General features: G+C 52.1%; 16 protein-coding genes and 1 pseudogene. 6 read left to right on the plus strand and 11 right to left on the minus strand.

Annotated features, from left to right (window positions below):
* Nucleotides 1–198 precede the first annotated feature (198 nt).
* The 3 genes from CAGGBEG34_RS00115 to CAGGBEG34_RS11470 are packed head-to-tail and all read left to right on the plus strand — an operon-like array spanning nucleotide 199 to nucleotide 1,591.
* Nucleotides 199–555, plus strand: coding sequence for an ATP-binding protein (locus CAGGBEG34_RS00115; protein WP_006681929.1), 357 nt, complete (start codon nucleotides 199–201; stop codon nucleotides 553–555).
* On the plus strand, nucleotides 536–997 hold the full coding sequence (locus CAGGBEG34_RS11465; RefSeq protein ID WP_050009250.1) for a hypothetical protein: 462 nt from the start codon (nucleotides 536–538) through the stop codon (nucleotides 995–997). Before CAGGBEG34_RS00115 ends, CAGGBEG34_RS11465 begins: the two co-directional genes overlap by 20 nt.
* Nucleotides 998–1,006: 9 nt before the next feature.
* Nucleotides 1,007–1,591, plus strand: a complete 585-nt coding sequence (locus tag CAGGBEG34_RS11470; RefSeq protein ID WP_320408612.1) for a DotA/TraY family protein — start codon at nucleotides 1,007–1,009, stop codon at nucleotides 1,589–1,591.
* A 1-nt stretch (nucleotide 1,592) separates the two neighbouring features.
* On the opposite strand, the gene CAGGBEG34_RS00125 is transcribed toward CAGGBEG34_RS11470, so the two are convergent.
* Nucleotides 1,593–1,865, minus strand: a complete 273-nt coding sequence (locus CAGGBEG34_RS00125; RefSeq protein ID WP_006681930.1) for a hypothetical protein — start codon at nucleotides 1,863–1,865, stop codon at nucleotides 1,593–1,595.
* A 585-nt stretch (nucleotides 1,866–2,450) separates the two neighbouring features.
* Between CAGGBEG34_RS00125 and CAGGBEG34_RS00130 the strand changes: the two genes are divergently transcribed.
* The gene (locus tag CAGGBEG34_RS00130) at nucleotides 2,451–2,768 is read left to right on the plus strand and encodes a hypothetical protein (protein ID WP_006681931.1); all 318 of its coding nucleotides are present in this window, start codon (nucleotides 2,451–2,453) and stop codon (nucleotides 2,766–2,768) included.
* A gap of 215 nt (nucleotides 2,769–2,983) precedes the next feature.
* On the opposite strand, the gene CAGGBEG34_RS00135 is transcribed toward CAGGBEG34_RS00130, so the two are convergent.
* The 4 genes from CAGGBEG34_RS00135 to CAGGBEG34_RS10845 form a co-directional block, all read right to left on the minus strand.
* Entirely contained in the window at nucleotides 2,984–3,997 is a 1,014-nt protein-coding gene (locus tag CAGGBEG34_RS00135) for a Fic family protein (RefSeq protein WP_158641729.1), read from the minus strand.
* A gap of 43 nt (nucleotides 3,998–4,040) precedes the next feature.
* Nucleotides 4,041–6,764, minus strand: coding sequence for a TraM recognition domain-containing protein (locus tag CAGGBEG34_RS00140; protein WP_050009253.1), 2,724 nt, complete (start codon nucleotides 6,762–6,764; stop codon nucleotides 4,041–4,043).
* A 2-nt stretch (nucleotides 6,765–6,766) separates the two neighbouring features.
* Complete coding sequence (locus CAGGBEG34_RS00145) at nucleotides 6,767–7,027, minus strand: hypothetical protein (RefSeq protein ID WP_006681933.1); 261 nt, start codon at nucleotides 7,025–7,027, stop codon at nucleotides 6,767–6,769.
* 108 nt (nucleotides 7,028–7,135) lie between these two features.
* Entirely contained in the window at nucleotides 7,136–7,300 is a 165-nt protein-coding gene (locus CAGGBEG34_RS10845) for a hypothetical protein (RefSeq protein ID WP_158641730.1), read from the minus strand.
* Between the two features lie 45 nt (nucleotides 7,301–7,345).
* Between CAGGBEG34_RS10845 and CAGGBEG34_RS10850 the strand changes: the two genes are divergently transcribed.
* Together CAGGBEG34_RS10850 and CAGGBEG34_RS00155 are read left to right on the plus strand one after the other, a co-directional pair.
* Nucleotides 7,346–7,495, plus strand: coding sequence for a hypothetical protein (locus CAGGBEG34_RS10850; protein ID WP_203224806.1), 150 nt, complete (start codon nucleotides 7,346–7,348; stop codon nucleotides 7,493–7,495).
* Nucleotides 7,496–7,512: 17 nt separating this feature from the next.
* Nucleotides 7,513–7,803, plus strand: coding sequence for a lytic transglycosylase domain-containing protein (locus CAGGBEG34_RS00155; RefSeq protein ID WP_158641732.1), 291 nt, complete (start codon nucleotides 7,513–7,515; stop codon nucleotides 7,801–7,803).
* 58 nt (nucleotides 7,804–7,861) lie between these two features.
* Here CAGGBEG34_RS00155 and CAGGBEG34_RS12035 read toward each other — a convergent pair whose 3' ends face one another.
* From CAGGBEG34_RS12035 to CAGGBEG34_RS00175, 6 genes and pseudogenes are all read right to left on the minus strand, one after another.
* Nucleotides 7,862–8,026, minus strand: a complete 165-nt coding sequence (locus tag CAGGBEG34_RS12035; protein WP_081463673.1) for a DUF433 domain-containing protein — start codon at nucleotides 8,024–8,026, stop codon at nucleotides 7,862–7,864.
* 214 nt (nucleotides 8,027–8,240) lie between these two features.
* Nucleotides 8,241–8,516, minus strand: coding sequence for a PIN domain-containing protein (locus CAGGBEG34_RS00160; protein WP_238984910.1), 276 nt, complete (start codon nucleotides 8,514–8,516; stop codon nucleotides 8,241–8,243).
* Entirely contained in the window at nucleotides 8,497–8,673 is a 177-nt protein-coding gene (locus CAGGBEG34_RS10855; protein ID WP_158641734.1) for a hypothetical protein, read from the minus strand. Before CAGGBEG34_RS10855 ends, CAGGBEG34_RS00160 begins: the two co-directional genes overlap by 20 nt.
* A 382-nt stretch (nucleotides 8,674–9,055) precedes the next feature.
* Nucleotides 9,056–10,402 (minus strand): annotated as a pseudogene (locus tag CAGGBEG34_RS00165) (ABC transporter substrate-binding protein); the annotation flags it as partial.
* A gap of 277 nt (nucleotides 10,403–10,679) precedes the next feature.
* Nucleotides 10,680–11,330 (minus strand): N-6 DNA methylase, encoded by a 651-nt coding sequence (locus CAGGBEG34_RS00170; protein ID WP_081463676.1) that lies wholly within the window; start codon nucleotides 11,328–11,330, stop codon nucleotides 10,680–10,682.
* 30 nt (nucleotides 11,331–11,360) lie between these two features.
* Entirely contained in the window at nucleotides 11,361–11,735 is a 375-nt protein-coding gene (locus tag CAGGBEG34_RS00175) for an N-6 DNA methylase (protein WP_158641735.1), read from the minus strand.
* Nucleotides 11,736–11,766: the final 31 nt, after the last annotated feature.

Below are 11,766 nucleotides of genomic sequence, written 5' to 3' on the forward strand. Positions count from 1 at the left end.
GGCGCTCAGGGAGCATAGCCAGTCTATTGAGGCGTACCTTCTAGTATATCTGTCACCGTTGGGCTGGGAGCATATCAATTTGACGGGGAATGATGTTTGCAGCAGGGAAAAACGCCCAGGAAAGGAACATTCAGGCCCTTGCGACCCTTCCCTCAGGCTTAGCGTACTCTGTCCTCCGTTGCGTGACGCGACCCCGTCATGCGCAACGGAACGGCGCTGTACATTAATACGATGGATTTGATTCGCCGAGTGCGCGATACCTGGCGGCGGGATTCCGAGTATTCCGAGACTCAAACGCTTATGCTGTTCAGCACGCTCGATCTGCTCGTGCTCGATGAAGTCGGTGCGCAATATGGCACCGATAGCGAGCAGGTCATTTTGTTTGACGTTCTAAACCGGCGCTATCGAGATGTGCGCCCAACAATTTTACTCACCAATCTAGGTAAAGCAGGCATGAAGGTATTTCTGGGCGAACGCAGTTTTGACCGTTTGCGCGAAGGCGGCATTTGGGTGCCCTTTGATTGGGAGAGTTATTGTGGAAAAGAAGCCGCATAAACACGGCTCATTCAAAAATCAAATGCGGCAGGCGGCGTCGATGGCTTCCCCGCAGGCTCTGGCGAATCACCTGTCCGTTGGCACGACGGATCCGAAAAGTTATTTATCCAAGATTTTTCCTGGTCAAAAGCTGGTCCAGAGGGCTGTTCACATGAATAGCGGGCAAGGCCCGTCCGGGATGACGAATCCGCTGATCGGCATGAAGAATCTGGGGGATTACATCCTCGATGCCGGCTGGGGCTCACTCGGCGCCTGGGCGGGCATCAAAGCCCTGTATGAAGCCTCGAAGTCGAACGGAGGCAAACTGGCTGGCTTTGTGGCGGACATCGCGAGCGGTGGCACGTATGGCATCGCGCACGGCGCGGTCGGCGGGGTGCTGAGCGCCATCGGGCCTTTTGTGGTGATGATGGTCGTGGCGCTGTTCTTTTTTGGGGCGACATGATCGATTTACGTGCCGATGCTGCCGTTCATCATCTGGTTCGGCGGTGTGGTGTCCTGGTTCGCCGTTGTGGGCGAAGCGATGATCGCCGCACCTCTATGGGCGATGACGCATCTGGATGGCGACGGCGAAGGGATGGGGCCACGCACGGCGCATGGGTATATTTTTCTGTTGAACCTGATATTCCGGCCGGTCTTCATGGTGATTGGTTTCGTGCTGGCCGGGGCGGGTATCATGGTACTCGGCACCTTGCTCAACGCGATGTTCGGCGTGGCGATGCAGAATGCGCAATACGATTCAATCACCGGCATCGTCAGCATTCTGTGCTTTATCGTGCTGTACGTCGGCATGTGCCTGACGCTGTGCAACACCTGCTTTGGTCTAATTAATGTCGTGCCCGATCAAGTCTTGACCTGGATCGGCGGATCAATGAGCAGTCGTATCGGAACCGATATGGACGACAAGACTAAAGCGCATCATGGGCAGGCCGTATCGCTTGCGAGAGCGCATGCCTCACCCATGCAGAGAGTGGGAGGAGGTAAAGGAACTGCGGTGCCAGCTAGTCACAGCTCCGCATCAATAGATACAGAGCATTGAACTATTCTGCGCGCCCTTCCAAGACTGGATTGGCTGCTGCATCAAAAATCCGAGAACGATTTTCTTGGATTAACAGATAATTCTTTGGATCAAGCCGTGCCAATTCTTTTAGTGCGGCATCTTTTATTGCTTTTTGACCTGTCCTATTGGCTTTATGCACACGAATATCACGCTCAAGCCTTTGGGCATATGCCATCCACTCATTGGCGTTTTTTCTCGCCCGTGCATTATTCATGCTGATAACTGCCGCACCCATCATGGCGTTCATGAACATTTTTTGTCTCCTTTTTTAAAGGACTATGCGGGTAGGGAATATAACGCAAGGATTAGCAACCGCAAATAGGGTTAAGCCGTAGTGCGTAGGTTGACTGTTGCCGAAGGTGCAGCGTGGTTAGTTTTGCGCTTTTATTTTGCCTATCGGTTTTGCTTCTACGGGCGGGCGTGGGCTAATACAAGACCTGAAAGGGAAATATGCCCGCCGGCTTCTGACGGCTTTGAGCGCCTGCCCACCCATTTAAAAAACGGGAGTTAAGTCTCATCAGAAGGGGCAAAACCATGTTGGCACCCAATTTAGGTAAACCTAATGCCATTGTACATCTTTCTAGCTTTAAAGTTCTAATTTTATCATAAATAAGTGAACCCTTTTAAATGAAGAACACAGTGATTGTTGACAGTCGAGCAGTGTCGGTTCGCCCGTAGTCGTATGATCATTCGGAAGCAACGTTACATAAATTCTCTGGATTTCGTCCCAGGGATCATATATTGACAAACTGGCTCGAGATACTGAGGAGCATTCAAAAAACGCTTTGTAAAACTTCGAGCGTTTTTCGAAATTCAAGCTTTTTACATGGAGAAATATATGTATATCTTCTCTGAGGATCTGGTGTGGATTTCTGTAAGCATGATATGCGCGACGGTAGTTTATAAGCAGATTGCTCCTTACCTGTGGAGCTACAAGAAAGGTGAGGCGCTTATTGGACGCTTTCAGCGTGTTGCCAAAGAGCAGAAGGAGAAAAGAGAATTCCAGTTTAATTTAAACTTGCCGCAGAAAAAAGCGATACAGATCAAACTGACCAGTGCAGCCGTGCTGACAGGTGCATTGTGTTTTTCTGCCTATGTTGCGCCTGGGATTGATATGATGATCATTTCATTTTATTCTTCAGTGCATATGTCATGATCGGTCTGCTTGCATGCTCTGTTGTTAAAGCGATCCCCGCTGAGCTTTTTGCCGGTCTTAACTGGAATGGCCAGCTCGACCTGCGGCTGTATTACACGTGGTTGTGGCCCATAAATACCTCAAGAGCAGTTCGACACAGAATCACAAAAGAGAAACATGGCTATTGTGATTAAAGATATCCAAAATTTCCACGAAGAAGATCGGCTTTAAATCATTCACGGCGGAGCAACTGAGGGGCGAAGCGGTGCATCGCTCGCCTTTTTCCGCCAAATGGGTGTATTTTCCATGACGCCTTCTAATATAAAGCGTTTTGCATCAGCGACATGCTGATCTTTTTCAGTCGCCAAAATGACTCTTTGCGCCTCTGTGAACGGCAAATAACGGAAAGCGGAGGACAAATAGGCATCCAGAAACGCATCTTTTGCCAGGCGTTCGTCGCCTAGTTCGTAAAATGCGATCATCCCGGCCAAATATCGGCCTTTATCGAAGTCAACGAAGGACATCGGCGTTAATCCGCGCGAGATCAGCGGAATATTGCACCCGATTCGGGAAGTGCGCTTGTTGGCATCATAAAAAGGCTGTAGATAGGGTAGCCGGGTCATCAGGAAGAACGATTGATTCACTGGGCTGTCCAGTGTATGGGTGGCTTCGATCAGTCGATCCAGTTGCGCCGTAATAAATCCGGGCGGGCGGCCTTCTGCCTGCGGCGGCAGATAAGAGAAGCCATCGATTTCAAAACCCTCCGGCGTATAGGAGCGAATCACGCCGCATCGGTCTTTTTCCAGGAAGTGCCGGGAATTCGGAGCCAGCGTATTATCTGCAAGCAGGGCGTGAATCTGCTGGATCGTATCGACAGTCAGCGTCGAATGGGTCAGTATGAACTCGATGGCGCGTTTATGATTGAGGATCATGGCCGCTTCTTCAAGCGGCTTGTCTTCATTCCGTTGTCCGTATTCGATGAGCGTTTGAGTATCCAAATACGTGTACGTATTCCCCTCCAGCCGTGAAGAAGCCCACGATAGATCAATGAGCAGCTTGCTGACTTTCGCTTTCGGATAAACACCGTCTCCAGAATCCACGATCTCCCTCAGCCGTGCGCTTTCTTTCTCCGAAAATGCGTTCTCAGGTTCAAGCGAGTCCGGCTGATAACTGACCAATGGACGACTGGAGGCAGGTACCGCGAGATATTGATGCAGTTGCTCTAAGGTATACGCAGGATGGAGTCGCATGGCGTGTTTCATGCAGCATACGGTGCTCATGTGTAAACGATATTTAGGTCTCCACCGTGCTCGCTGACTGCTGGATATGGGCTTCAATACGATCGAATAATCGATCCAGCTCGGCAGGTGACATGTCTTCAACCGGCTTTGTCCATGTCAATTGTTCCGAGATTTCGGCTTCGGTGCGCTGCATCGACTGGAGCGGGGTGTCATTACCCAGCGCGCGTTCAATCTGAACAAAGGTCTCGGCGGTTTCTTCAGTAAAGCCGATGACCGTATTATCCCTGCGCTGTTCGAACGTCTGCGCGTCAGAGGCCGCTGCCGATGGTTGTGGCGCAACGTTTGCGGTAGAGGCGGGCGTGCACGGGGATTCAGACGCCGTGACTGGCTCCACAGGCGCGGCTTCAGGCAAAGGCGTCTGCCCTTCAGCCATGTGCAATTCGCCCGCCTGGTGCAGAAAGGCGTCGAGCGCAGCGTGCGCGGCCGGTTCTTCAGGTGCGGATGCGTCGGCGGTTTGCTCCGTGCGGTCCGCTGCTTCCGGGAACAGGCGTTCCGGCGGCGCCTCCATTGAAGATTCAGCCGCCTTTTTTTCCTGCAACGGCGGATCGTGATACACGGGATTGCGCGCCATTGCTTCATTGTGCATCTCAACGTTCTGACTCGACGCAGCGGTCTTATCCGGTTCCCAATACCGGCCTTGTGCATCTGGCGTATGCGCGCGCATCGCGCGGATCGCGGCCACGTAATAAGCGATGCCGCGGTTGATGGGCGTCTCATTGGGGTTGTGCGTCTCGATTCTCCGATAAGCCGCCCGAATCGCATCCGCGACGGGGTCCACAATACGGGGATAGTCCGGCGCTTGCCCGCTTTGAATGATCTCCATCATTCGATCAATCGTCTTGAACCGTGGGTCGCCGGACTGGCGCGGCGCAAGCTTCCCAGTCAGCGCTTCAAGCGTCGGAGCATCCACCTGCAAGAACCGGTTCAGCCGGAAAGGCAGAGCCGAGAATTTGGCCGAATGAAACCAGGTGAAACTGCGGGCACGGATGACTTGATCTTTAAAAATCAGCACGCCTTCCATTTCCTTTAGCGCTTTTAATTCCTGCAATTCGATCCGGTCGCGCCGCTGGATTGAGCCGCTGAGATTTTGCCGGTAGTTCGTGGCCGTCAAGGGATTGACCGAACCCTCGTAAGAACCGGTTTCGACGGTAATGGCCTGGCCCGCCACCTTTTTAAATACATCGAGCGTCTTGTCCGGATCTTCAAGCGCCAGGGTGTATTTGATCTTGGTATTCGCAATGATCGAGTCGACTTCTTCCTTATTTTCGCCTTTTGCCATCGCCGCGAAGTCCTGACCCGCGGCGATCATCATAAAACCCAGACTGCGCGCCTGCGCGAACATGAGCGCGATGCCTTCTGCAAAGTAATAACCCAGCTCGTCCATCGCAATGATGTACGGTGCGGGCGAGTTCGTCGCCTTGGTCGCGATCACGTCCGCATACGACCCTTCGAGCGTGTGCCCCAGGTTCATCGCCATCATCAGCCGAATGCTGGAGACCACCAGTTTACCGAGGTTGGCTGCTTCCTGGGACGACTTTTCGAGCGTCGGGATCATCACCACCAGAATGCGCCGGTTTAGCAGCACGTCCATCATATCGACCTCGGAGTATTGGTCTTTGAAGATATGCCCATAGGTATCGACCAGCATGGATAAGGTGCGCGCATATTGCCCGGTCAGATAGCCATGCTGATCCCAGACCGTCTGTTCCCATTTATCTGGCTTATCCGCCAAATCCGGTTTAAAGCCCGGCAAACCGGTTTCCAGATACGCCTTGATCGGCAAAAAAGCGAATTCCGGAATCTCCCCTCTTTTACCTTTCAGGTAGAGCTTCACCAGATTCGGCAACGCCAGATACTCGCGGATCACGCCGACTGATAACGTCAGATGACCGGCCGCCCGTTCATAACAGAGCGTGCGAATCAGCGCATCCATCATATTGACTGCCTTCTGCTGCCATTGCGCGCCGTCACCGCTGGCTTTCGGCAACAGGGATGACGAGAGTTGAGACAGAAAATCCGGACTGCCTTCAAACCAGGGATTGGCGCCGTTCGATGATTTTTCGGTGCTTTTGCGTTTTTTATACGGATCCGCGCCACCGGTCATGAAGTTCAGGACCAGATAGTCGTCTTCGCGTCCAAAACGGCGGCACAGCGACCAGACGGCCGCATGCAGGCTATTGTCCGCTTTGCCATCGGAATAAAAAAAGCCCGAACCCCAGGTAAGCGCGTTTGAACATAGGGAGAGCAGCGTCACGGTTTTACCCGAACCGGTGGCCCCCATCAGCAGCATATGGGTGCGCGCATCCGAATTCGTGACCCAAAGTTCCTTCATCTGCTCGGTGCGATCCTGAGACCGTTGATTGCCCAGATAAAAAATACCCTCGGCCGCGTGCTGCTCAACGCGTTCGCCGCGCCCATTCGGCGTGCGCTTGACCACGTCCAGCGAAGGGTCGATCCCGCCCAGGTCATGCGGCATGCGCATCGGCAGACCCTGCCGCTGCTGATGAAACCAAAGGTGCAATCCGATCGATGCCAGCAGAAACGCGAGCCAGAAACAGGCCAGCGGGATGGCGCAGAGTGCGAGACCGATCTGAACCTTCGCATAGTGGCGTGGATACGCCAGCCATGCGCCGATGCGTTCAGAGAACGGGCGCGCATCCAGCGTGATGCGGTGTTGCGAAAGTTCCTGCCTCTCAGAAGCGCCGTAGGCGGACATGTTCAACGGGGGATGAAGCGTGTGCGGGGATCGATGCGATGGCGTGGATCCAGCGCGCGCACAGGAGGATTCCCCACCCTCTTCGCCGGACTGCCTTCAGACAGACATTCGCCGAATTCCGCGCAATGCGCGAGCAAACCAAGGCCGCCCAGTATCGCCAGATGGTTCAGCGCAACGCTGTTTTCGCATTCACAAATCGGTTCAGGCGGCTTTGAACGGCGCTTGCCCGTATCGGTGCGCTTTGCTTGATCCGGTGTATTCATTGGACGGAGTGAAAACATGCGTTGTGTATAATACGCATATTATATAGAATACATAAGATGATGACTCATCCTGCTCCTCCCAGGTATGCGCTGATCGATCTGATGACGTCAACCGTCGGTCACATGATCACGCGGCGCATCGACCAGGCTTACCGTATGCCGTCCAGTGCGCCCGTCGTTCGCAATGCCGTAGACCGTATGGCCCAATGCCTGAATCGGATGAACCGGCGTCAGATGGAAGACTGCCACACGGAACTGAATCATTTCTTTCACTGGATTCCCCTAGGTGCCGCTATCCCCATCCTGATCGCGATGGAAATGAAATGGCCGCATGCGTTTGAAACCCTGATCGAAGCACGTGAACGTTTAGACCTCATCCGCAAGGGCGGAGAATATGCGCAATTGTTCGATCCGCGCAAGCTCAAAGCGATGTTGACCTGTTTAAACGAGATCGAGGCAGGACAATAGCGATGCCGTTACCCGTGATGGCCCCACCGCCCCTCCAGGCATGCGTCGTGCGGGCCGAACAAAAATATCAGGTGCCCGCGTGCATCTTGCGCGCGATTCATCAGATCGAATCCGGTGGCAGTCACCGACCGGGCCTGATGCGTTCGAATACAAACGGCACCCGGGATTATGGCGTTACGCAGATCAATACGGTCTGGATGCGGTATTTCAATCAGAAATTCGGCATCACTGCGCATCAGATCACGAGCAACAGCTGTCTGGCGATTCACGCCGCTGCTTATGTGGTGCGCACTTCCCATTCTGGTTGAGCAGACAATTACCACTGCCTCAGTTGCTGTGGCAAGCATTCATCCATCAGAATACGCATCAAGCCGCTGTCTGCTTACGTTCAAAAAGACGTTCAGCTTCATGCAGCGTTTGAAGGGCAGCCTCCCGACTTAGAGTAGGATACGATTCAAGAATTTGGTCGAGTGTCATCCCATCGGCCAGGTGCTCAAATAGCACAGCAGCAGGAAGCGAGTGCCAGCGAATACAGGCGCGCTTCCCAGGGTGTCAGGATCAGAAACGAGCATTTTATTTTTCATGCCGACCTCTAATCATAAGAAGCGCTTTTGCTTCATTTTAATCTGTTGCGGCATCCATTGCGGAACAAGCGCTCAAGACAAAACTGATTTTGATGGTGTCGATGTCTTGAGTGCGCTTTCCCGATTCCCATCATAGCGCTCCCTGGAGCTGGGCATTCATTTCAAAATGGATTGAACAACGGTACCTGAAAGCGCTCGAAGTCTCGGACATTCCGAATGACAACGGTCAGTTTATGTATCAGCGCGCTTGCTGCAATCATTGCGTCCTCATAAAAGGAATCCGACTTCCGACGCATGAGTTTTGCCCACAGTCGAAAGGTTGCCGAATCCATAGGCAGGATATTGCAAGTCAGCGCAACCTGATTAACCCATGCTTCTATTTCCGCTGCTTTTCCTGCATCCTGTTCTCGCATCATTTCAATGCCCGCCCTTTCCACACTGCACGGCGGCGTGCTGCTCCACGTTGGGGCAATACAAAGTCAGCGCGTCCAGCATCGGAAAGAAGCAATGATTTGAGAGACGGGCGCGCAGCGCAGCATAATCGCCTCCACTGCGCAATTGGAACGAGCCTAACACTTTGAGTTCGATGTGCAAGTGTTTTGATCATCTCACCTGACGTACTCACCCTGCTGGTTGAACCCGCCATGCCCGCAACTCCGCCATAGCCGCCTGGGCGCTCTGTTTTTGACATTGAATCTGGGCGGAAATATAGACTTTCGTGATGAAGAAAAATAAAAGCTCTCCGAGCACACATCATGGGTACAAGAAATCTATGAGGAGAAGTGTCGTCATCCAGGCAAAGATGACTTCCTGAATTGCATCTATGAACTTCAACACGGAGGGCTTGCATCCCTCATTCATCAATACTGGAATGAAGAGGATGCAACGTTTGGAAACCAGATACGCAAAAGGTTTAAAGAGAATTTTTTAGAGGCTGCACAAATTGAGGTGCTCTGGAAAAATGGAACGCTGCAAATTACTTCAGGCCAACCCCGGAAAAAATCGTTGGGCCAAGAGGATTGATTTTGAAACCCGTCACACGTTTATTGATGACTTGGTAGTCAGTCGCGTAGGCGATGGGGGTAAACGGCTGTTCGCGTTTGAATACCTTTTGCGCCTGCGTGTAGAGACGAGTGCGCTCAGCGATATCCAGTGTTTGAGTGGCGCGCTGAATCAAGTCGTCGAATGATGGATTGCACCATCTAGAGAAATTAAAACTACTGCCTATTTCAGTACAACTAGACACTTTGAGCCAATTATCAGGATCGGGAACGTTGCTGACTATGCCAATGGTCAAGGCGTCGTGTTCACCCTTCGCTGCCCGTTTAACGTACTCGCCCCATTCGTATGCCACGATTTTTGCTTTAACACCCATTTTTTCCCAGTCTGCCTGGATCATTTCGGCCATCAGCCGCGGATTCGGATTATAGGATCGATAAGGCGGCGTCCATAAAGCGATTTCAAAACCGTTCGGGTAGCTGGCTTGCGTTAACAGGGCTTTTGCCTGTTTCAGATCACGCGGCGCGTCTTGCAGTGTTTTGTCGTAAGACCATTGCAATGGTGACATCGGCGCTACCGCAATTTGCGCGCGTCCTTCATAGACTTGATCGATGATGGCTTGTTTGTCGATGGCCATGTCCAGTGCGCGGCGTATCCGCACATCATCCAAAGGTTTATGAGTAGTGTTATAAGCCAGAAAGCTCACATTGAAGCCTGACTGGCTGAGCACGTGAAAATTGGGATCGCGTTCAAACGCGGGAATATCCGTTAGACGCGGGCTAGTGACAGCTTGACACTCATTTGCCTTGAGTTTCTGCATACGTACCGCTGCATCGGGCGTGATATCAAAGATGAGCCTGGACAACTGCACATCGCCAGGTTTCCAGTACTCAGGGTTGCCCTTGAACTGAATTCTTGCGTCCTTGGCATATTCCTGGAAAACAAATGGGCCAGTGCCGACCGGTTTCCAACTGATATCAGAGGGATGGCCCTCCTTCAGCAATTTTGCAGCGTATTCAGAAGACAAAATCGATGCAACAGCGGGCGCTGCTAGCTTAGATAGAAAGGGCGCATGAACAGTATTCAACGTAAATCGCACGGTGTGACCTGCGTTCAACGCTTCAATCCTGGAGATGATTTTGTCTAAACCAGAGTAATAAAAACTGGTAAATTCAACTGGATACGCTTTACGGAATGGCATATTCAAATTACGCATCCGCTCGAAGGTAAAAAGTACATCCTCAGCGTTGAATTCGCGCGTCGGCTTAAACCAAGGCGTGGTATGGAATTTCACGCCGCGCCGCAGATGGAGTGTGTAAACTTTTGGGAACTATATATATTACTGTTTTCTTCGGGGATGGTTGAAAGCCTTCGCCTTTAGGCGAAGTGAAAGTTAAGCTTGTCGCTATGCGACATTTGCGGAAGCAATTTTGGGGAAGGCACTTCTAGGCCAGAGACTATTTGGCTGTCAGTTCCGGCACCACTACCGACGAAAGGATACAGCGGTACATCAAGAACAAGCGGGCGAGCCTGTGCACGATGACGGTCGATTTCAAATCGACTCCTGATTTCTAACCCCTCGCTTTGTAAGCGAGGGTTGTTTAGTAGCCAAGGCTCTCTACCTTCCGCCAGTTAACAAATTTTTCCACAACCGCCGCTATCTGATCATCCTTGAAGCGGTTACCTTCATCATCCGTGATTTCACGTCCGTCCGGATGGCGTAAATAGATGGGTTTCCCCCTTTTATCTATTCCAGCTGTGCGCGGGGTTGCCATAAAGACCTTGTAATTCTGCTCAATGATGCCGGCAGCGGCCTGTTGCGCCTGCTCTTTTGTGAATTTCTGCACGATAAGCACGCTCGGATTGTTGACGCCGCCGCTATTGCTGAATGTCTCCTTGGGGAGGTCTATAGAGGCAATAAGCCGCCCGCGTTTCAAAAGCCATGAGCGCAGGAAGCGCAACCCAGGATTATTCAGTATTCCATCTGGCAATACGATTCCTAATATGCCGCCTGTCTTCAAGAACATCATAGCGGTTTCAACAAACAATTGTTCTGCCGGCATGGCAGTACGGGGATTCTGCGCTTCCCAGCGCGATAGCTCGTGCCTGTCCAATATATGCGCGTCGTCAATTTTCACTTCCTCGCCAAATGGCGGATTAGTCAGAACGACATCGGCTTTCCCATACGGAATTTTTTCTGGCCTCATCAGACCATTCGCCAAGGGAGCGGGTTGAATCCACTCTGTAAACATTCGTGGAGCTGTCCCCGTGCATGACAAGGTTCATTTGCGCCGTGCGCACAAGGAAGGGTTTATATCAAGTCCGTACAGGTTACGGGAACAGGCTTCCCGTATTCGGTCGCGTACTTTGTTCTCAAGGTTTTTGCTTTGACGTTTCTGTTCTTGGTTCCGGATGATATGCCGCAAGTTGTCAATCCATGACGCAATAAAGCCACCTGTCCCGCAACAGCAATCCATGACTGTAAGAGAAGTGAGCTTTTCTTCCGGGAACAGGGATTGAATCATGCGTACCGTCATGTCGCAAACGTTGCGCGGGGTAAAATACTCGCCCCGATCGCCACGAAGATTCTGCCCTACCAATTCTTCATACACCGCGCCCTTCACATCAGTTTTCGTATCCGTCAGTGAAATGAACAATCTGTAAATCCTTGCGCTCCGGACGGTGCGG

It is taken from the genome of Candidatus Glomeribacter gigasporarum BEG34, assembly GCF_000227585.1.
Lineage (GTDB): Bacteria > Pseudomonadota > Gammaproteobacteria > Burkholderiales > Burkholderiaceae > Glomeribacter > Glomeribacter gigasporarum_B.

Bases quoted from the DNA above. Each gene is read 5' to 3' on its own strand.
- CAGGBEG34_RS00115 (WP_006681929.1), top strand. From the start codon at position 199: ATGCGCAACGGAACGGCGCTGTACATTAATACGATGGATTTGATTCGC.
- CAGGBEG34_RS00125 (WP_006681930.1), bottom strand. From the start codon at position 1,865: ATGTTCATGAACGCCATGATGGGTGCGGCAGTTATCAGCATGAATAAT.
- CAGGBEG34_RS00130 (WP_006681931.1), top strand. From the start codon at position 2,451: ATGTATATCTTCTCTGAGGATCTGGTGTGGATTTCTGTAAGCATGATA.
- CAGGBEG34_RS00135 (WP_158641729.1), bottom strand. From the start codon at position 3,997: ATGCGACTCCATCCTGCGTATACCTTAGAGCAACTGCATCAATATCTC.
- CAGGBEG34_RS00140 (WP_050009253.1), bottom strand. From the start codon at position 6,764: ATGTCCGCCTACGGCGCTTCTGAGAGGCAGGAACTTTCGCAACACCGC.
- CAGGBEG34_RS00145 (WP_006681933.1), bottom strand. From the start codon at position 7,027: ATGAATACACCGGATCAAGCAAAGCGCACCGATACGGGCAAGCGCCGT.
- CAGGBEG34_RS10850 (WP_203224806.1), top strand. From the start codon at position 7,346: ATGAAATGGCCGCATGCGTTTGAAACCCTGATCGAAGCACGTGAACGT.
- CAGGBEG34_RS00155 (WP_158641732.1), top strand. From the start codon at position 7,513: ATGGCCCCACCGCCCCTCCAGGCATGCGTCGTGCGGGCCGAACAAAAA.
- CAGGBEG34_RS00170 (WP_081463676.1), bottom strand. From the start codon at position 11,330: ATGTTTACAGAGTGGATTCAACCCGCTCCCTTGGCGAATGGTCTGATG.